Genomic DNA, 18,649 nt, shown 5'->3' on the forward strand with positions numbered 1-18,649 from the left:
CTCAGCATGAGGGGTGTTGGGGAGTCAGAAATCCGTCTTCTCACCGCCTTCCTTCTCGCGCCTGGCGACGAAGAGGTCGATCTCCTCGGCGATAGCCGGATCGAGCGGCGGCTGCTGATATTCGGCGAGCGCACGTTTCCACACTTCATTGGCTTTCTGCCAGGCCTGCGGGCTGCCCGAGGCTTCCCACTGGGCGAAATTGCGCCAGTCGGAAATGATCGGCGCGTAGAAGGCCGACAGATAACGCCGCTGCGTATGTTCGGCGCCGAAGAAATGGCCGCCGGGCCCCACTTCACGCATGGCGTCGAGGCCCAGCGCATCCTCGGAGAAATCGAGAGGCTTCAGGAATTCCATCACCATCTGCAGGAGATCGGCATCGAGCGCGAATTTCTCATAGGACGCGACGAGACCGCCTTCCAGCCAGCCGGCCGCATGCTGGATCAGATTGCCGCCGCCCATGATGGCGCCCCAGAGCGAGAAGACGCTTTCATAGGCCGCCTGCGCATCGACCATATTGGCGGCATTGGTGTTCGAGGTGCGATAAGGCAGCTTGTAGCGGCGCGCCATTTGCCCGCCCATGATGCAGGCCTTCATATATTCGGGCGTTCCAAAAGCCGGCGCGCCGGACTTCATGTCGACATTGGAGGTAAAGCCGCCATAGACGAAGGGCGCCCCGGGATTGGCGAGCTGCGAGAGAGTGAGCCCCGCCAGCGCCTCGGCATTCTGCTCGACGATGGCGCCGGCGATCGTCACCGGCGCCATGGCGCCGGCCAGCGTGAACGGCGTGCAGACCACCACCTGATTGTGCCGCGCCATCTCGATAATGCCCATACCCATCGGATCGTCGAGCTTCAGGGGCGAATTGGTATTGATGACCGTGTAGCAGGACGGCTCCTTCAGGAACTGTTCCGGCGTCAGACCCCGCGCCATGCGGGCAATCTCCATACCGTCGAAGAGGCGGGCGCGGCCGGTCGAGATCGTATAGAGGATCTTGTCGGAGAGCCTGACCTTGTTGCGCATGATATGGAGATGGCGCACCGAGGCATGCACATCGAGCGCATCGACCGAGCCGCCGCCCGCGGTATGGATGCAATTGAAGAACTGCGACAGGCGGATGAAATTGGCATTGTCCTCGAGCGTGCCGGGCCGCCGGCCCCGGTCGGTGTCGGAGCAGTTGGGCGGACCGCCCACCGGCGCGAAAGCGATCCATTTGCCGCCGATCTGAATATTGTGCGCCGGGTTGCGGGCATGGAAGGTGAATTCGGACGGCGGCGTCTTCAGCGCTTCCTCGACGATGTCGCGGCCGATGCGGACGCGGTCGCCATCAACCTTGGCGCCAGCCTTGGCATAGAGCGAGATCGCCTCCTTGTTGAGCACATCCATGCCGATCTCTTCCAGCACGTCGAGGGCGCGCTGATGGATAGTCTCGATCTGGTCGTCGGAGATGATGCGCGAAGGTTCCAGCGTCAATTGCGGCTGAGCGAAAGGCAGCTGCCCAATCTTCTGGTTCTTGGCATCGGGCCTGCGGCCGCGGCCGCGTGAATGATGCCGGGCTTCATTGTCGATGAGCGTCATGGCAACTCCCAATAAGCTTTGGCGATCCGGGCAGCGACAGCAGCGTTGTTCTTGACGAGCTCGATATTGGCGGCGAGCGAGCGGCCGGCGGTGGCGCGGGCGAGCCTCGACAACAGGAACGGCGTCACCGCCCTGCCCTCGATCTTCTGGTCGCGCGCCTCGGCGACCGCCTTTTCGACGAGCGGCGTGATCTCGGCCGCCGGGATCTCAAATTCAGCGGGGATCGGATTGGCGACGACGACGCCCCCGGCAAGCCCCAAGCCCCATTTGGCCTTCATCAGCCTTGCCATGTCCTCCGGCCGATCGACGCGCATCGGGCATTTAAGGCCGCTGTGGCGCGAATAGAACGCCGGGAAGTCGTCGGTGCCGTAGCCCACCACCGGCACGCCGAGCGTCTCGAGCTTCTCGATCGTCAATGCGAGATCGAGAATGGCCTTGGCGCCGGCGGTGACGACGGCGACATTGCTCAGTGCCATCTCGCCCAGATCGGCTGAGATGTCGAAGGTCTCAGCCGCCCCCCTGTGCACGCCGCCGATGCCGCCGGTGGCGAAGACATGGATGCCGGCCAGGGCCGCGATGCGCATGGTGGAGGCGACCGTCGTCGCCCCGTCGCGCTCTAGCGCCACCGCATGCGGCAGATCCCGTGTCGAGAGCTTGGCAATGGAAGGCCCGTTACGCGCCAAGGTCTCGATCTCGGTCTCGGAGAGGCCGACCTTCAGCTTGCCCGCTCTCACCGCGATGGTCGCCGGCACCGCGCCCTCATCTCGGATGATCTTCTCCACCGCGAAAGCCGTTTCGGCATTCTGCGGGAAGGCCATGCCATGCGCGATGATGGTCGATTCGAGCGCCACCACGGGGCGCTTTTCCTGAATCGCTTCAGCAACTTGCGGAGCGATGTTGAGAAACTGATTCATCCGGCGGCGACCTTTCTGCCGCGGGTTACGGGACGAGACGTCGCCGCCTGCTGGCGCCTCAGATGGGTATGGCCCCAGGTGGCGAGCGTGCGGATGACGTTCTTCAGGCTTTCGCCATGCTCGCTCAACGCATATTCGACGCGCGGCGGCACTTCCGGGAAGATGGTGCGGGTGATGATCCCGTGCCTCTCGAGGTCGCGCAGTTGAGTGGTGAGCATATGCTGGCTGACACCCTTGATGGCCCGGCGCAATTCATTGAAGCGGCATTCGCGGCGCATCAGCTGCCAGAGAATGAGAATCTTCCATTTGCCGCTGAGCACAGCGAGCGTCGCCTCGATCTCGGGCGGCGGCTCGGTCAGCTTCGCATGTTCCTTGCAAAGTTCCTCAGTCATTTTTTCCATACTATACAAGAAAATCCATCCTACTTGAAAGATAGCTCCAACGGCTCGATTGTCCACCGCTCAATCGATAGAGACAAAGTTGGAGAAGACTCTCATGTCCAAAGTCAGGATCGCCGTCATCATCGGGTCGACGCGGGAGACCCGCTTCGCCACGAAACCGGCGGAATGGATCTACACCGTCGCCCGGCAGCATCCCGACCTCGAGGTCGAGCTGGTCGACCTCAAGGATTTCGACCTGCCCTTCTTCAACGAAGCGGCGTCCAATCTGTGGATGCCCAGCAAGGATCCCAAGGCGGTCGCCTGGCAGGAGAAGATCGGCGGATTCGACGGCTTCATCTTTGTCGTCGCGGAATATAACCGCTCGGTCACCGGCGCGCTCAAAAACGCCCTCGACCAGGCCTATAAGGAATGGGGCCGCAAGCCCGCCGCCTATGTCGGCTATGGCAGTGTCGGCGGGGCGCGTGCCGTCGAGCATCTGCGCCTTATCAATGTCGAATTGCAGATGGTGCCAACCCGGTCCGGTGTGCATATCGGCGGCTCCGACTTCTACAAAATCCACCCGATGGCCGGCAATCAACCGATCTCGGCCATCGAGGAAGCGATCGGCCCCTCCGCCAAAACGATGCTCGACGAGCTCGCCTGGTGGGCGAAAGCCACGAAAACCGCGCGCGCCGCGGCGTAGTCTTTTCTACGCATCGGCTTTTCCGAAAAGTCTGCAACTTTTCGGGCCGATGCGCTCAAAAATCCGTCGGGGCGCCGCCTTCACGCTTGCGGCGTTCCACGAACTCATCGAGCTCGGCGCGGATCGCAGGATCCATGGCGGGCTCCTTATATTCGACGAGCGCCTGCTTGTAGACCTGGTTAGCCTTCTGCCAGGCTTCCGGCTTGCCGGCGGCGAGCCATTGCTGATTGTTGCGCCAGTCGGAAATCATCGGCGCGTAGAAGGCGGTCTCGTAACGCGCCAGCGTATGGGCGGCGCCGAAGAAATGGCCGCCCGGCCCGACTTCGCGCATGGCCTCGATGCCGAGCGCATCAGTGTCCGTCGCCAAAGGCTGGAGGAATTCCATCACCATCTGGATCAGGTCGCAATCGAGCACGAATTTCTCGAAGCTGGCGACCAGCCCGCCTTCGAGCCAGCCGGCGCCATGCATGATGAGATTGCCGCCGCCCATGGTGACGCCCCACAGCGAGAAGACGCTTTCATAAGCGGCCTGGGCGTCGACCGCATTGGCCGCGCAGGTATTCGACGTGCGATACGGCACCTTGTAACGGCGCGCCATCTGGCCGCCGACGATACAGGCCTTCATATATTCGGGCGTGCCGAAAGCCGGCGCCCCCGACTTCATGTCGACATTCGAGGTGAAGCCACCATAGATGAAAGGCGAACCCTTGCGCACCAGCTGGGTGAAGGCCATGCCGGCCAACGCCTCGGCATTCTGCTCGACGATGGCGCCCGCGACCGTGACCGGCGCCATGGCGCCCGCCAGCGTGAAAGGCGTCACGCAGACGATCTGGTTCAAGGCCGACATTTCCATGATGCCGCGCAGCATCGGCGCGTCGAGCTTCAGGGGCGAGTTGGTGTTGATGATGGTGAAGAGCGACGGCTCGCGAGTGAGCTGCTCAGGCGTAATGCCGCGCGCAATGCGGGCGATCTCGATGCCGTCGCGGATGCGCTCCTCGCCCAGCGAATAGGCATGGAAGGGCTTGTCGGTCAGCACCGCCATGTCGCGCAGGGCCTCAAGATGACGGATCGAGGCATGCAGGTCGATCGGCTCCACCGGATAGCCCGAGATGAAGCCGATGCAATTGAAATACTGCGCGAGCTTCAGGAAGTTCTTGTAGTCGGCGTGGTTTCCGGTGCGCCGGCCATTGTCGATATCGGCGCTGTTGGGCGGACTGCCGACGGTGCCGAAGGTCATCATCGGCCCGCCGACCTTGAAGCTGTTCGCCGGATTGCGGGCATGGAAGGTGAAATCCTGCGGCGCCGTGGTGATCAACTCCTCGATCATGGCGCGGTCGAAGCGCACCCGCTCGCCCTCGATCTTCGCCCCGGCCTTGGCGAGAAGCTCGCGGGCCTCAGGCAGCATGAAGTCCATGCCGATCTCTTCGAGAACGGTGAGAGAGGCCTGGTGGATGGACTCGACCTCGTCGGCGGAGATGATCTCCATCGCCGGGAAAAGCCGCTTCACCTTGCGGCGCGGCAATTGCGCGATGCCGCGCGCCTGCGGGGTGGCATCTCCGCCGCGGCGGCCTTCGCGGCGGCGGCGGTGATGGCCGGCGGTTTCGATCGATGTCTCGGATGTCGGTTGTTCGGTCATGGGTCTACCGGTAAGCGGCGAGATTGGGATCGGCGGCGACCTGCTTCAGCAGCCAGTCCTCGAAACGTTTGATCTTGGGCTTGAGCTTGTCCTCGGGCTTGCAGGCGAACTGCCAGCGATGGCGGTGCGGCACGAGGAGCGGGAATGGCTGGACGAGCCTGCCCATGCGGATCTCATCGGTGGCGAAGGGGCCGATGGTCATAGCGAGGCCGCGCCCGTCGATGGCCGCCTCCTGCGCCAATATATAACTATCGAAAGCGAGGCGATCGGAGAGTTCGATATTTTTCACCCCCGCCCCTTCGAGCCACAGCCGCCAGTCCTCCTCGGCGGTGTAGACATAAAGCAGCTTGTGCTTCTTGAGGTCGGACGGGCTTTTCAGCGCATTCGGGCCTTTCAGCAGATCGGGCGAGCAGACCGGCGTCAGCAGCGAACGGAAAAGCGGCCGGTAATTGTGGCTGGGCGACTTGTTGCGCGCCAGCACGATGCCGCAGTCGACATTGCTCTCGTCGAACTCCCAGTCGAAATACGCGGTCGAGAGCCTGACCTTCATATCGGGATAACGACGCTCGAAATCATGCAGCCGCGGAATAAGCCATTTGAGCGCTACGGTAACGTAAACCTGGATGGTCAGCTCATTGTCGGCGACAGCCGGGCGGAGATTGCGCGTCTGCGTCTCGATCTGGTCGAAGGCATCGCGCACCGGGGGAAAATAGGCATGCCCGGCGGCGGTGAGCTCGGCGCGGCGGGCATCGCGTTTGAAGAGCTGCAGGCCCAATTGCTGCTCCAGCGCCTTGACCTGGTGGCTCACGGCGGAGCGGGTGATGCCGAGCTCGCCGGCGGCCAGCCGGAAGGAACCGAGCCGGGCAGCGGCCTCGAAAGCGGTCAATGCACGCAAGGGGGGAAGATCGCGGCGGGGCAAGTGAGTTCACCAGAGCATTTATCGTCCGCTCTATAACACCTTGAAAACAAGGGTGTTAAGTGGGGTTAAACGGAAACAAAGTCGGTTTGATGGTGAATTATTTTCACGTGCCTGCCCACAAGATTGAGGCTTTCGGTTTTTCCGCGCCCGGCGCACATTCCGGCCCATCTATACCAGGAGATTCCGATGAGTGTCGTCGAGGATATTTCACGCCGGCGTGGTGGACGCGAAGCCCGCAAGGCGCTGCGCGCAAGGCCTATTCCGCGCGAGGAAGCCGCCGTCCGCCCCGGCATGGAAGGCGGGCAATACCGCCCCCTCAAAGAGCGCGACATGGAGCGCATCCACGAGACGGCGTTGAAGCTCCTCGAAACCGTCGGCCTCGGCCAGGCCATTCCCTCCTGCATCGAAGCGCTTACCGCCAAAGGCGCCTTCATGAACGAGCATGGCCGCCTCTGCCTGCCCAAGGCGCTGATCGAAGATACGCTCGCCATTTGCGCCCGCGACTTCGTGCTCTATGGCCGCGATCCCAAGCACGACATGGAGCCCTGGGGCAACAAGGTCTATTTCGGCACCGCCGGGGCCGCCGTCCATATCGTCGATGTCCAGACCAGGACCTATCGCGAGTCCCTGCTGGCCGATCTCTATGACTGCGCCCGCATCGTCGATCAGTGCGAGCATATCCATTTCTATCAGCGCCCGATCACGGCGCGCGACATGCTGACCGGCCACGATCTCGATATCAACACGATGTATGCCTGCATGGCCGGCACGTCGAAACATGTCGGCACCAGCATGGTGGCGCCCGAGCACGTCACCGAATGCCTGGAGATCCTGCATTATGTCGCGGGCGGCGAGGAGAAATGGCGGGCTCGGCCCTTCATCTCGCAGTCGAATTGCTTCGTTGTGCCGCCGATGAAATTCGCCGAGGATGCCTGCCGCTGCCTCGAAGTCGCGGTCCGCGGTGGCATGCCGGTGCTGCTGCTGTCGGCCGGCCAGGCCGGCGCCACGGCGCCTGCGGCGCTTGCCGGCACCGTGGCCCAGGCGGTCGCCGAATGCCTTGCCGGCCTTGCTTATGTGAATGCGATCAAGCCGGGTGCCGTCGCGATCTGGGGGCCCTGGCCCTTCGTTTCCGACCTTCGCACCGGCGCCATGTCGGGCGGCTCGGGTGAGCAGGCGCTGATCACCGCGGCCTGCGCACAGATGGGTCATTTCTACCGGCTTACCGTCGGCTCGGCCGCCGGCATGTGCGACTCGAAGCTTCCCGATGTGCAGGCGGGTTATGAAAAAGGCGTCACCGCCTCGCTCGCGGCGATGACCGGTATCAATCTGCTTTATGAAAGCGCCGGCATGCATGCCTCGCTTCTGGGCTTCTGCTTGGAAAGCCTGCTCATCGACAATGACATGCTGGGCTCGATCAACCGCAATGTGCGCGGCATCGAGGTCAATGACGAGAGCCTGTCATTCGACGTCATCGCCAATGTCTGCATCGAGGGGCCGGGCCACTATCTCGGCCACGATCAGACACTCAGCCTGATGCAGAAGGAATATATCTATCCGGCGCTCGGCAACCGCATGAGCCCCAAGGAATGGAACGAGGCCGGCCGGCCCGACATCGTCGAGCGGGCGACGGCGCGCAAGATGGAAATCCTCACCACCTATTATCCGGAATACATCCCGACCGAGATCGACGATCTCATCCGCTCCAAGCACGACATCAAGCTGCCGCGCGAGGTCATGCAGCCGGGCGATCCAAGGTGGTTCACTTAAAGACAGCCGGCCAGATCATCCAGACGCCGACCGCGATCAACGATAGCCCGAACAGGATATTGAGGTTGCGGTTGGCGGCGCTGCCGCGCAACAATGCCGCGATGGCGACGCCGGCCAGGGTCCAGACGATGAACGCGATCAAGTTGTTGAGCGTGAAGATCGTCGAGATGAAGAAGACCTCACCGAAACGATCATCACCCGGGGCCAGGAACTGGGTGAACAGCAGCATGATGATAACATAGGCCTTGGGGTTGAGGAGCAGCACGACGGCGCCGTCGATGAAACCGACGCCGCGCGGCGCCATCCCCTCTTCCACCGTGACCGTCGACTCGATCCGCGCGGCGCGCAGGAATTGCACGCCGATCCATATGACATAGAGACCGCCGGCGAGCTCGATCCAGCGCATCAGCTGGGGATCGGAAAGCAGCGTCACCTCGAGGCCGAGGCCGATCAGCATCGTCACGATGAAGGTCGCGACGTGATAGCCCACCAAAGACGGCATAGCGCCGCGCATGCCCTTGGAGGCGCCGACCGAGGCAAAGAAGGCATTGCCGGGTCCGGGGCTATAGGCCAGCGGAAAGAGAAAGACGATCAGCGCGATCGAGCGGGAAAGGTCCATGTGGGGCTCCGTCCAGGGTTTCCCTGGCACGCTGGCGCATCCCGGAGAGAGCCTCCACCCGATTCACACCACGGGTCGCACCGGGCGCATAATCTGCCGCTTGCGTCCGTTGGCGGCGCGCCGCTCAAAGGCTAGTTTAGGTGAATGGACCACCCCATCCTGCAAGCGATCGCACGTGAAAGCTTCACGCCGCTCGGCTGGTTTTCACCCGGCCGGGACGATCGCGTGCCGGATGGCGCCCGCTTCGTCATCCTGATCGGCAATGCCGGGCCGCAGATGTTCCGCCGCTTCGCCCGCGAGCGTGATCCCGTGCATGACCTGATGGACGACTGGTGCCGCGAGGTGATCGGCCGGCTGGCGCGGGATCTCGACGCCAAGGCCGTCTATCCTTTCGACAAGCCGCCTCTGCCCTTTCTCAGCTGGGCGAGGCGCGCCAAAGCCGGCCATGTGTCGCCGCTCGGCCTCAATATCCATACGACCTATGGCCTATGGCACGCGTTTCGCGCCGCCCTGCTCTTTCCGGTCGAATTCGATCTGCCGTCCTTGTCGCTCGGCGCGCACCCTTGTGAGAGCTGCGACGGCAAGCCCTGCCTCAGCGCCTGTCCGGTCGATGCCTTCTCGGGCACGAGCTATGACGTGCCGCGCTGCATCGACCATATCGCCTCGCCCGCCGGAGAGAACTGCATGGCGAATGGCTGCCTTGCGCGCCGGGCCTGTCCGGTCGGCCGCGCTTTCGCCTATGGTCCGGCGCAAGCGCAGTTCCATATGCGCGCCTTTCGCAAAGCCCATCTGATTGGAAACCCCGCATGAGCTATTCCCGCATCGCCCGCAAGCTGGCGCAAGGCCAGACCATCATCCTCGACGGAGGCACCGGCACCGACATCCAGGCGCGCGGCGTACCGATGGCGGGCGAGACCTGGTGCGCCGAAGCCAATCTGACCCATCCGGATGTCGTGCGCTCGGTGCATGAGGACTATATCAAGGCCGGCGCCGAGATCATCACCGCCAACACTTATCCGACAAGCCCGCTGCTCTTCAACGCGCTGGGGCGCGATGAGGATATGGTCCGTATCGACAAGGAAGCGGTCAGGATCGCGCGCGAGGCGGCGCAGGACCGCGTGCCGGTTGCCGGCTCCTTCTCGGTCATGCGGCCGATGGAGCAAGGCGTCGATCGCGTGAAGGCCTATCGCGAATGGCCGGAAAAGGAGGCGCGTGCGCTCATGAAGCGCAAGGCCGAGAGCATGGCTGATGCCGGCTCCGATCTCATCATGATGGAAATGATGCGCGACTACGATTATTCGCTGTGGGCGACCGAAGCCGCGGTCGCGACCGGCCTGCCGGTGTGGATCGGCATTTCGACCGAGCCGCGTGATGACGGCACGCTCACCGGCTTCGCCAGGCCCGACCAGCCGCTCGACAAGGTCGTGGCGGCCCTGGCCCAGACGGGCGGCGACGTCATCTCGATCATGCACACTTTGCCCAATCATATTGGCGATGCGCTCAAGATCGTGCGCCAGAGCTGGCAAGGCCCGCTCGGCGCTTACCCTGAAAGCGGCTTCTTCAAGATGCCGGACTGGCAGTTCGTCGACATCATCGAGCCCGAAGCGCTCGTCACCTATGCGCGCCAGTGGCAGACCGCAGGTGCGTCCATCTTCGGCGGCTGCTGCGGCACCAATCCACAGCACATCACGGCCCTGGCGCACGCGTTCGGGAGAATTTCATGAGCGACCACAAGACCGGATCCTGCCTGTGCGGGGCGGTGAAATTCACCGTGACGGGACCACTGCGTGCCGTCATCGCCTGCCATTGCCAGCAATGCCGCAAGCAGACCGGCAATTACATGTCGGCCACCGGCACCAAGGACGAATATCTCGACTTCACCGAAACGCGCGGCCTCAAATGGTACCGCTCCAGCGACACGGCGAAACGCGGCTTCTGCAGCGAATGCGGCTCGAGCTTGTTCTGGAAAGGCGACGGGCGCGACTACACCGCGATCGCCGCCGGCGCTCTCGACGGGCCGACCGGCCTCAAGCTCGCCGGTCATATCTTCTGCGATGACGCCGGTGACTATTATGAGATCAGCGGCGGTGAGTATCGGCAGGGCCAGTGGGGGGCCAATGTCGCGGCGCCATCCAAGGCGGAGTGAGTTCATCCACCCTCACCCTGAGGTGCGAGCATAGCGAGCCTCGAAGGGTGTGCTTCAGCATTATCACTCTAACCTGATGGACGCTTCGAGGCCCGCCTTCGGCGGGCACCTCAGCGTGAGGGATGTCAAAGAGGCTTGCCCTGAAGCTTCACCAGTTCGGCCAAAGGGATATGGCAGCGGAGTGAATGGCCGGCCTCTTCTTCGACGAAAGGCGGCTCCTTCTCCTCGCAGATGGCGCCGAGCTTGCGCGGGCAGCGTGTGTGGAAGACGCAGCCCGAGGGAGGGTTGCTGGCGCTCGGGATCTCGCCTACGAGGCGGATGCGCGACGGCTGGTCGGCTTCGAGCCGCGGCACGGCGGAGAGCAGTGCTTCGGTATAAGGATGATGCGGGCCGTCGAAGACACGCTCCGAGGAGCCGAGCTCCATGATGCGGCCGAGATAGAGCACAGCGATCTTGTCGGAGAGATACCGCACGACGCCCAGATCATGTGAGATGAAGATGTAGCTCACCTGCCGCTCGGCCTGGAGATCGGCGAGGAGATTGAGGATCGCCGCCTGCACCGAGACGTCGAGCGCCGACGTCGGCTCGTCGCAGACGACGAGGCGCGGCTCGCCGGCAAAGGCACGGGCGATGGCGACGCGCTGCTTGAGTCCGCCCGATAGCTGGCGCGGCTTCACGGTGAGATGGCGCTCCGACAATCTGACCGACTGGATGAGATCGAGGAGCCGCGTCCTCAGTGCGTCGCCGCTCAAGCCGCCAAGCCGGCTCAGCGCGCGGCCGATGATGCGGCGCACGCTGTGGGCGCGGTTGAGAGCTGAATCGGGATTCTGGAAGACGATCTGCAGCGCCTTGACCTGATCCTCGGTACGCGCTTCGAGGAGCGGCGGCAGGGGCTTGGCGTCGAGCCTCACCACGCCGCCCTGGTCGGGCGGCAGGAGGCCCAAGAGCAACCGGGCGAAAGTCGTCTTGCCGCTGCCCGATTCACCGACGAGGCCCAGCGTCTCGCCGGCTCCGATCGCCAGAGACACATCGGCGACGGCGCGCAAAGCATGATCGCCTGAGCGGAACGTCTTGTTCAGCCGATTGATTTCGAGCACCGGCGCTGCATCGGGATGCGCTGTGGGAAGCCTCACCTCGGCCGGCGTCTGACGCGGTAATGAAGCGGCGCGCTCATGATAGTGGCAGCGCGCGAAGCGGCCGCCGAGATCGATCAAAGGCGGCAGCTCGCGGCGGCAACGGTCGTCGGCGAGCGCACAACGATCGGTGAAAGGACAGCCGGTGATCTTCGCCCCCGGCGCCGGCAATGTGCCGGGAATCGTGTCGAGGCGGTTGTGGTCCTTGCGTTCGCCGGCACGCGGCAGGCAGCGTAAGAGCGCCACCGTATAAGGATGGCGCGGCATATTGAAGAGCTCAGCCGTCGGCCCCTCCTCCACCAGCATGCCGGCATACAGCACGCCGACCCGGTCGCACATTTTGGCGACCACTGCGAGATTATGGCTGATGAACAGGATCGAGGTGCCGAACTCCCGGCGCAACTGCACGATGAGGTCGAGCACTTCCGCCTCGACAGTGGCGTCGAGCCCAGTGGTCGGCTCATCGAGGATAAGCAAGGCCGGATCCTTGGCAAGCGCCATGGCGATGGCGACGCGCTGCTGCATGCCGCCCGACAGCTGATGGGCATATCGCTCCATCACGCGCTTCGGGTCGGAGATGCGCACCCGGCGCAGTATCTCGGCGGCGCGCTCCTGCGCTTGCGTCTGGGAAGCGCCGGCGAGCATGAAGATCTCCGCCACTTGCTTTCCGATGCGTAAAGTCGGGTTCAGCGCCTTGCCGGGATCCTGATAGACCATGGACACGGTATGGGCGCGCAGGTGCAGGAGCTGGTCACGATCGAGCGCCGTGACATCCTCGCCATCCATGGTGACGCGGCCCGCCGTGATCCGCCCCGCGCGCGGCAGATAACGCACCGCGGTCAGGGCCACGGTCGACTTGCCGCAGCCCGACTCGCCCACCAGCCCATAGGCCTCGCCGCGGCCGACGCGGAAGCTCACATCACGCAGCACGGCCCGGTCGCGGCCACCGACACGATAAGCGACGCTCAATCTTTCGACGGCCAGCGCGTCAGTCATCGAGCGCGCCCGCGACACCGTCGGCGATGAGATTGACGCCGACCACCAGTGTGGCGATGGCGAGCGAATCGAACAGCACCGTCCACCAGAAGCCGCCGCCGATCATGCCGTAATTGGTCGAGACGCTGAGGCCCCAGTCGGGCGATGGCGGCTGAATGCCGAAGCCCATGAAGCTCAGCGTGGCGACCGCGAAAATGGCATAGCCAAGCCTGACCGTCGCCTCGACCAAAATGGGCGGCAGGACATTGGGCAGGATTTCGCCGAACATGATGTAGAGCGCGTTTTCGCGTCTGAGCTTGGCGGCGGCGACATAATCGAGCTCGCGCTCGGCCAGCACCGCCGAGCGCACGGTGCGGGCGATGATGGGCGAGAAGGCTAAGCCGATTACCGTGATGACGGTGAGCGTCGACGGCCCCAGCGCCACGATGGCAAGCAGCGCGACGATCACCACCGGAATGGCCATGAAGGCCTCGATGATGCGGCTGATGATGTCGTCGACGAGCCCTCTGAAATAGCCGGTGATGAGGCCGAGCGTGGTACCCAGCACCGTCGCCAGCACAGTGGCGAGCGGCGCCACGGTGAGAATGTCGCGCGAGCCGACAATGACGCGGGAAAACACATCGCGGCCTAACTGGTCGGTGCCGAACCAGTGCTCGGCGGATGGCGGCAGCAGCGAATTGATGATGTCGTCGGCAAGCGGGTCATAGGGCACGAAATACCGGCCGAATAGCGCGCAGAGGATCCAGAACAGCAGGATCGCCGCACCGGCTAGAAAAGTGCGCGAACGGCCGAGCGCGGCGATGAGCTCGCGCAGCGGACTGCGGTCCGTTTCGGTGCTAGTGTCGATCGCGCTCATGTCTCGGCCCCGAGCCTGATGCGCGGATTAAGCAGCGTATAAGCGAGATCGGCAGCGAGCGTCGCCAAGGCGAAGACGACGCCGATGGTCAAGATGCCTGCTTCGAGCATCGGGAAGTCCTTGCCGCGCGCCGCCGTATAGATGAGCGAGCCGATTCCCTGGTACCGAAACAGCGTCTCCACCACCACGAGACCACCGATCAGGTAGCCGGTCTGGGTGGCGATGACGGTGATGGTGGGCAGCAGCGCATTGCGCAGCACATGCCGCCTGATGACCGTCGGCCAGGAAAGCCCCTTGAGCACGGCGGTGCGCGTATAATCGGAATCGAGCGCTTCCACCATGCCGGCCCTGGCCATACGGGCGATATAACCGAAGAGTACCAGAAACAGAGGCAGCGCCGGCAGGATCAGGTGATAGAGCTGCGTGCCCAGCCCCGCCCCCTCCGGCCAGGTGGCGGTGACCGGCAGCCAGTCGAGCCAGATGCTGAAGATCAGGATGAGGACGATGCCGGTGACGAATTCGGGCAGCACCGTCACCGACAGGCCACCGAGGCTGATGATGCGGTCGATCGGGCGGTTGACGTTGAGCGCCGCCACGATGCCGCCCAGAATGCCGAGCGGCACCACGATGAGGAAGGCGACGAGCGCCAGCTTGCAGGAATTGGCGAGCGCATCGAGCACGAAGGGCGCCACGGGGGAGCGGAAGGCATAGGACATACCCATGTCCCCCTGCACGAAGTTCGAGATCCAGTCCCAATATTGCACGATATAGGGCCGGTCGAGGCCGAGCGACTGGTTGAGCGCCTGGACCGAAGCCTCATCGGCGAAAGGACCCAGTATCGCGCGTCCGACATTGCCCGGAAGGACTTGGCCGCCGAAGAACACCATGAGGCTCAAGAGGACGAGCGTCACCAGCGACAGAGCGATGCGGCGGAGAATGAAAGCGACGATTGCCGGGTTCCCCAGTTGCACGCCGGCGGGAGGTCTTCCCGCCGGCGATGATTGTTCACGGCGTCATTCGATCACTTCTTGGAAGCACGAGCAAGGAAGGTTTGCGACATGGCGGTCGGCTCGACACCCGCCACACCCTTCCGCACCGCCGAGAGATGGTCGTAGAAATAGCCGAAAATGATCGGCGTCTCCTCGAGCAGGAGTTTCTGGATCTTGCCCGCGGCCGCCTTCTGGGCCTCGAGATCGAGAGCCGCAACATAGCCGGCCGCCAGCGTATCGTATTCCTTGTTCTTGAAATGCGCGGCGTTCCAGGATCCGTCGCTGCGCAAGGGGGCGGATAGATAGACATTCGGCACGCCGCGATGACCGTAGTCGGTGATGCCCATGACCGAATCGAGCCAGGTCGATTTGCCGAAGACCGCGTCACCGTAATAGGCGCCCGAATCCATGACATTCAGCTCGATCTCGATGCCGATCTCCTTCGCCGCGTTCTGGACGAGCTGGGCATATTGGGGCACCTCCTGGAAGCGCTGCGTCGCCAGGGGCACCTTGGTGCCTGACTTGATGCCGGCCGCCTCAAGAAGTTGCTTGGCCTCGGCGATATTCTGCTTGCGCTGCTCGACGCTGGTGTCGGTCGAGGGATAGACCGGCGCGAAGGGGCTGTCATTGCCGGGTTGCGCCCGGCCGCGCAGCAGGCCCTTGACCAGCTTGTCGCGATCGAGGCTCAGGGCAACGGCGCGGCGCACGCGCGGATCCTTGAACGGGTCCATGTCGGTGCGCATGTGGATCTGGTAGTGCGAGGCCGAATGGATGCTGATGATCTCGACATTGGGATCATTCAGCAGGCCTGCTCCCGCCAGCACCGGCAACTGGTTGATGAGATCGACCTGGTTGCCCTGCAGCGCCAGGATCTGCGGCTGGATATCGGCGAAGAAGGTGAATTCGACACGATCGAGCAGCGCCTTGTCGCCCCAGTAATCGTCGTTGCGGACAAAGGACGCGCCGACCTTGGGCGTATATTTCTCGAGCTTGAACGGCCCGGTGCCGACGAAGTTCTTCTCGAAATCACCGGCATAGTCGGCCGGCAGGATGATGGCGTTGTAATTGTCGGAGGAGACGAGATAGGGGAAATTCGCGTTCGGCGCATCGAGGTGGAATTCGACCGTCAGATCGTCGACCTTGCGCACCGCGTCCTTGGAGAGGACGCCCTTGAACACCGACAGCGCGTTCGAGCCGTTGGCCGGATCGGCGAGACGGTTGAGGCTCGCCGCCACGTCATCCGCCGTCATTTCCTTGCCATTGTGGAACTTGACGCCCTTGCGAAGCTTGAAGGTCCATACATCACCCTTGTCATTCGGCTTCCAGCTTTCGGCTAGCATCGGCCTCAGCACCAGATCCTGCCCGTCCATGCACAGGAACTCGCCGGACTGCTGCAGCATCACGAGACCACCGACATCAGGGGTCTTCACCGGATCGATGGCGCCCGTCGGTGTGTCGACCGCGACGCGCAGGACTCCGCCGGCCCCTTGCGCGCGCGCCGGGCCCGGCATGAGCCCCAAGCCGGCGGCCGCGCCCAGAAGCGGCAGCGACAAGCCGAGCACACTACCATAACGCAGGAATTCACGGCGGCTGACGCGCCCGTCAACCAGGCCGTCGATCAGGTGGTTCTCATGCGGCGTCCGGCCGCGCCGGAGCAGATCGAGCAAACGATAGTCCTTCATGGTGTATTCCCTTTCCCTGTTGCCGTGTTCAAACCTCCCGTCAGCATAAAGGCAGACGCCGATATGTCCCGGGATTTTTTCTATCGTGATACTTGTTGCAAGGCCCCTTGACATTGAAATCGTTGTGAAGTGTCGCGAGCTTACCCTTCGACAACGTCACACCGAGCCCTGGACCTTCGGGCACGCGCACGGTGTTGTTCTTCGGTGCGAAAGGCCCCTCTTCGATGACATCGTCCATCTGCATGCGGAACAGCGACTGGTTCGGCTCACGGATCCAGGCCAAGGCGGCGCAGAGATGCAGGTAAGCGGCGCTGCCGATGCCGCTGTCGCCGCTGTAGCACCAATAGTCGATGCCGGCATGCTCGCAGGCGCCGACGAAACGGACGAAACGGCCGATGCCGCCGAGCACCGTCGGGTTGCTGACGATCGCATCCGGCACGCGCAGATCGACAGCGCGGGCAAAGTCCACATTATGCGTGGAAAAGGGAATGGCACAGTGGCGGCGCAATTCGCGCATTTCATCCAAAGTCGCGACCGGATCCTCCCAGTTGCGCACGCCGAGATCCTCCAGAGGCCGTGCGAGCTGACGCGCCGTGGCGAGAGAATAGGCCTGGTTGGAATCGATGCGGATCATCACTGCATCGCCGAGGCGCTTACGGATGAGCTCGACCATCTTGAGCGACATCTTCGGATCCTCCGTCGAGAACTTGCCCTCGAAGAAGGTCGTGCCATGGGTCTCGTGGAGCTTCACGCAATAATCGGCGACCTCTTCCGGCGTCTTCTCGCCTTTGACCGCGCCGTCGCCGCGCAAAGAGAAATAATCGGTGAACGGGATGTCCTTGCGGATGGCGCCGCCCAGCAGTTGATAAAGCGGCAGGTTCCACGCCTTGCCGCGCAGGTCCCATAAAGCCATCTCGATGGCGCCGAAGGCCATGATGCGGGTGCGATCATTGATGCTCTGGACGCCGGTCCAGAAGGGCAGCGACACATGTTCGGCACCGGCAATATCGAAGACGTCGCGACCGATGAGCGCCGGGGCCAGGTTTTCCGTGATGATCCGCGCCGCGGCCGGGGTCGGCGCTTCGCCCAAGCCCGTGAGCCCCTCGTCGGTCTCGACCTCGACAATGGTCGGCGAGAATCCGTCGAGTTCGCCGAAGACCCAGAGATAGGGCGCATCGAGCCTGAGATTGATCGGCGTCGCGGTGATCTTGCGGATCTTCATCTGCCCTCGCTCAGTTCGAGGAAAGGTTTGCCCAGAAGCTCCGGCAGCACCTCGATGCCGAGGCCCGGTCCGTCAGGAATACCCATGCGGTTGCCTTTCACCGGCGGCGGCGCCACCGCCGTCCTGACCGTCACCCAATCATGAAAGGCGATGGCATGGAGGCGGTGTTCTTCCGGCGTCGACAGCGAGAGATGCGCCATGGCGGCAGTGTCGATCTCGGCACCGCCCGTATCCTCGACCGTCACCATGAAGCCCATATCGACGGCGAGATCGCGCAATGCCCTTGTCTTGGCGACGCCGCCGATGCGCGAAATCTTGAGCGTCAGCCCATCGGCCACGCCCAGACGGTGAATGGCGAGCAGATCCTCGAGAGTGGTCAGCGATTCATCGAGCACCATCGGCTTGGCGAGGGCACGGCGTACCGACAGGCACTCATCGATGGAGGGACAGGGCTGCTCGAACACATAGTCGATGTCGCGCGTCGCATCGGCGAACTGGCGGGCCTGGAACGGCGTCCAGCCGGCATTGGCATCGCAGAACATCACGGTGCCTTTGGGAATGGCGGCCGCCACCGCGCTGACGCGCTCGATGTCGCCCCGGACACCGCCACCGACCTTGACCTGCAAACGGTTGAAACCATCGGCGACAATGCGCTGGGCGAGCTTCGCCATGGTGTCGGGGGCGCCATGGGTCACCACGCGATAAAGCTCGGCTGTCTCACTCTCGCGGCCACCCAGCAGGGTGACCAGCGGCACATTGGCGGCGCGCGCTGTCAGATCGCAGCAGGCCATATCGAGCGCCGATTTCACATAAGGATGGCCCTTGAAGACGATATCCATCAGCCGGTTGATCTGCGCCCAGGCGCGCGGATCGCGGCCCAGAAGATGCGGCGCCAACTCGGCGACGCCCGCTTCGGCACCCGCCGTGAAAGCCGGCGAATAGAAGGTGCCAAGCGGCGCCATCTCGCCCCAGCCGGTCAGCCCCTCCTCCGAAGTCAGCGCCACGATGATGGAGTCGAAGGCGTCGGCATGGCGTCCTTTCGACATCTTATAAGCGCCGCCGATAAAGGGCTGCAGCATGCGATAGGCTTTGATGGTCTTGATGCGCATTCG

Annotated in this window: 17 protein-coding genes; 5 read left to right on the forward strand and 12 right to left on the reverse strand. The window is 63.4% G+C overall.

All coding sequences use genetic code 11. The features are described from left to right. Positions 1-24 precede the first annotated feature (24 nt). Genes JHL16_RS23120 through JHL16_RS23130 form a run of 3 tightly spaced genes read right to left on the reverse strand, consistent with a single transcriptional unit; the run spans position 25 to position 2,881 of the window. Positions 25-1,575: a trimethylamine methyltransferase family protein gene (locus tag JHL16_RS23120; protein ID WP_200187280.1), complete on the reverse strand. Its 1,551-nt coding sequence runs from the start codon at positions 1,573-1,575 to the stop codon at positions 25-27. Beyond that, positions 1,572-2,489 carry a pseudouridine-5'-phosphate glycosidase gene (locus JHL16_RS23125; protein WP_200187281.1) on the reverse strand — a complete coding sequence of 306 codons (918 nt, stop codon included), beginning with the start codon at positions 2,487-2,489 and terminating at the stop codon, positions 1,572-1,574. Before JHL16_RS23125 ends, JHL16_RS23120 begins: the two co-directional genes overlap by 4 nt. After that, positions 2,486-2,881 (reverse strand): winged helix-turn-helix transcriptional regulator, encoded by a 396-nt coding sequence (locus JHL16_RS23130; RefSeq protein WP_200187282.1) that lies wholly within the window; start codon positions 2,879-2,881, stop codon positions 2,486-2,488. Before JHL16_RS23130 ends, JHL16_RS23125 begins: the two co-directional genes overlap by 4 nt. Before the next feature lie 103 nt (positions 2,882-2,984). Here JHL16_RS23130 and JHL16_RS23135 point away from each other — a divergent pair, with 103 nt between their 5' ends. Further along, entirely contained in the window at positions 2,985-3,572 is a 588-nt protein-coding gene (locus JHL16_RS23135; RefSeq protein ID WP_200187283.1) for an NADPH-dependent FMN reductase, read from the forward strand. 55 nt (positions 3,573-3,627) lie between these two features. Here the strand turns inward: JHL16_RS23135 and JHL16_RS23140 are convergent, their stop codons facing one another. Both JHL16_RS23140 and gcvA read right to left on the reverse strand, forming a co-directional pair. After that, positions 3,628-5,208 carry a trimethylamine methyltransferase family protein gene (locus JHL16_RS23140; protein ID WP_200187284.1) on the reverse strand — a complete coding sequence of 527 codons (1,581 nt, stop codon included), beginning with the start codon at positions 5,206-5,208 and terminating at the stop codon, positions 3,628-3,630. 4 nt (positions 5,209-5,212) lie between these two features. Further along, complete coding sequence (gcvA, locus tag JHL16_RS23145) at positions 5,213-6,127, reverse strand: transcriptional regulator GcvA (RefSeq protein WP_137858744.1); 915 nt, start codon at positions 6,125-6,127, stop codon at positions 5,213-5,215. Between the two features lie 186 nt (positions 6,128-6,313). Between gcvA and JHL16_RS23150 the strand changes: the two genes are divergently transcribed. Further along, positions 6,314-7,894, forward strand: a complete 1,581-nt coding sequence (locus JHL16_RS23150) for a trimethylamine methyltransferase family protein (protein WP_200187285.1) — start codon at positions 6,314-6,316, stop codon at positions 7,892-7,894. Here the strand turns inward: JHL16_RS23150 and JHL16_RS23155 are convergent. After that, positions 7,887-8,513 (reverse strand): LysE family translocator, encoded by a 627-nt coding sequence (locus tag JHL16_RS23155; RefSeq protein ID WP_200187286.1) that lies wholly within the window; start codon positions 8,511-8,513, stop codon positions 7,887-7,889. The two genes, JHL16_RS23150 and JHL16_RS23155, sit on opposite strands and share 8 nt — an antisense overlap. Positions 8,514-8,657: 144 nt before the next feature. Between JHL16_RS23155 and JHL16_RS23160 the strand changes: the two genes are divergently transcribed. From JHL16_RS23160 to JHL16_RS23170, 3 genes are read left to right on the forward strand one after another with little or no spacing between them, the layout of a single operon-like run. Beyond that, positions 8,658-9,323 (forward strand): hypothetical protein, encoded by a 666-nt coding sequence (locus JHL16_RS23160; protein WP_200187287.1) that lies wholly within the window; start codon positions 8,658-8,660, stop codon positions 9,321-9,323. Continuing rightward, a complete protein-coding gene (locus JHL16_RS23165) occupies positions 9,320-10,237 on the forward strand; it encodes a homocysteine S-methyltransferase family protein (protein ID WP_200187288.1) in 918 nt (305 codons plus the stop codon). Before JHL16_RS23160 ends, JHL16_RS23165 begins: the two co-directional genes overlap by 4 nt. Further along, on the forward strand, positions 10,234-10,659 hold the full coding sequence (locus tag JHL16_RS23170) for a GFA family protein (protein WP_200187289.1): 426 nt from the start codon (positions 10,234-10,236) through the stop codon (positions 10,657-10,659). The genes JHL16_RS23165 and JHL16_RS23170 overlap by 4 nt, the downstream gene beginning before the upstream one ends. A gap of 125 nt (positions 10,660-10,784) precedes the next feature. Here the strand turns inward: JHL16_RS23170 and JHL16_RS23175 are convergent, their stop codons facing one another. The 6 genes from JHL16_RS23175 to JHL16_RS23200 all read right to left on the reverse strand — a co-directional run bounded on the left by JHL16_RS23175 (position 10,785) and on the right by JHL16_RS23200 (position 18,646). After that, positions 10,785-12,788 (reverse strand): dipeptide ABC transporter ATP-binding protein, encoded by a 2,004-nt coding sequence (locus tag JHL16_RS23175; protein ID WP_200187290.1) that lies wholly within the window; start codon positions 12,786-12,788, stop codon positions 10,785-10,787. After that, positions 12,781-13,644: an ABC transporter permease gene (locus JHL16_RS23180; protein ID WP_200187291.1), complete on the reverse strand. Its 864-nt coding sequence runs from the start codon at positions 13,642-13,644 to the stop codon at positions 12,781-12,783. Before JHL16_RS23180 ends, JHL16_RS23175 begins: the two co-directional genes overlap by 8 nt. Next, positions 13,641-14,582, reverse strand: coding sequence for an ABC transporter permease (locus tag JHL16_RS23185; RefSeq protein ID WP_420884582.1), 942 nt, complete (start codon positions 14,580-14,582; stop codon positions 13,641-13,643). Before JHL16_RS23185 ends, JHL16_RS23180 begins: the two co-directional genes overlap by 4 nt. An 83-nt stretch (positions 14,583-14,665) precedes the next feature. Further along, positions 14,666-16,315 (reverse strand): ABC transporter substrate-binding protein, encoded by a 1,650-nt coding sequence (locus tag JHL16_RS23190; protein ID WP_200187292.1) that lies wholly within the window; start codon positions 16,313-16,315, stop codon positions 14,666-14,668. 40 nt (positions 16,316-16,355) lie between these two features. Continuing rightward, entirely contained in the window at positions 16,356-17,537 is a 1,182-nt protein-coding gene (locus JHL16_RS23195) for a mandelate racemase/muconate lactonizing enzyme family protein (RefSeq protein WP_200187293.1), read from the reverse strand. After that, on the reverse strand, positions 17,534-18,646 hold the full coding sequence (locus tag JHL16_RS23200; RefSeq protein ID WP_200187294.1) for a mandelate racemase/muconate lactonizing enzyme family protein: 1,113 nt from the start codon (positions 18,644-18,646) through the stop codon (positions 17,534-17,536). The genes JHL16_RS23195 and JHL16_RS23200 overlap by 4 nt, the downstream gene beginning before the upstream one ends. Positions 18,647-18,649 lie beyond the last annotated feature (3 nt).

It is taken from the genome of Taklimakanibacter albus, from assembly GCF_016595235.1.
Lineage (GTDB): Bacteria > Pseudomonadota > Alphaproteobacteria > Rhizobiales > Aestuariivirgaceae > Taklimakanibacter > Taklimakanibacter albus.

Excerpts from the sequence above, each read along its gene's own strand:
- JHL16_RS23135 (WP_200187283.1), top strand. The coding sequence starts at position 2,985 with ATGTCCAAAGTCAGGATCGCCGTCATCATCGGGTCGACGCGGGAGACC.
- JHL16_RS23120 (WP_200187280.1), bottom strand. The coding sequence starts at position 1,575 with ATGACGCTCATCGACAATGAAGCCCGGCATCATTCACGCGGCCGCGGC.
- JHL16_RS23180 (WP_200187291.1), bottom strand. The coding sequence starts at position 13,644 with ATGAGCGCGATCGACACTAGCACCGAAACGGACCGCAGTCCGCTGCGC.
- JHL16_RS23165 (WP_200187288.1), top strand. The coding sequence starts at position 9,320 with ATGAGCTATTCCCGCATCGCCCGCAAGCTGGCGCAAGGCCAGACCATC.
- JHL16_RS23150 (WP_200187285.1), top strand. The coding sequence starts at position 6,314 with ATGAGTGTCGTCGAGGATATTTCACGCCGGCGTGGTGGACGCGAAGCC.
- JHL16_RS23140 (WP_200187284.1), bottom strand. The coding sequence starts at position 5,208 with ATGACCGAACAACCGACATCCGAGACATCGATCGAAACCGCCGGCCAT.
- JHL16_RS23190 (WP_200187292.1), bottom strand. The coding sequence starts at position 16,315 with ATGAAGGACTATCGTTTGCTCGATCTGCTCCGGCGCGGCCGGACGCCG.
- JHL16_RS23155 (WP_200187286.1), bottom strand. The coding sequence starts at position 8,513 with ATGGACCTTTCCCGCTCGATCGCGCTGATCGTCTTTCTCTTTCCGCTG.
- JHL16_RS23175 (WP_200187290.1), bottom strand. The coding sequence starts at position 12,788 with ATGACTGACGCGCTGGCCGTCGAAAGATTGAGCGTCGCTTATCGTGTC.
- JHL16_RS23130 (WP_200187282.1), bottom strand. The coding sequence starts at position 2,881 with ATGACTGAGGAACTTTGCAAGGAACATGCGAAGCTGACCGAGCCGCCG.
- JHL16_RS23160 (WP_200187287.1), top strand. The coding sequence starts at position 8,658 with ATGGACCACCCCATCCTGCAAGCGATCGCACGTGAAAGCTTCACGCCG.
- JHL16_RS23195 (WP_200187293.1), bottom strand. The coding sequence starts at position 17,537 with ATGAAGATCCGCAAGATCACCGCGACGCCGATCAATCTCAGGCTCGAT.
- JHL16_RS23170 (WP_200187289.1), top strand. The coding sequence starts at position 10,234 with ATGAGCGACCACAAGACCGGATCCTGCCTGTGCGGGGCGGTGAAATTC.
- JHL16_RS23125 (WP_200187281.1), bottom strand. The coding sequence starts at position 2,489 with ATGAATCAGTTTCTCAACATCGCTCCGCAAGTTGCTGAAGCGATTCAG.
- JHL16_RS23200 (WP_200187294.1), bottom strand. The coding sequence starts at position 18,646 with ATGCGCATCAAGACCATCAAAGCCTATCGCATGCTGCAGCCCTTTATC.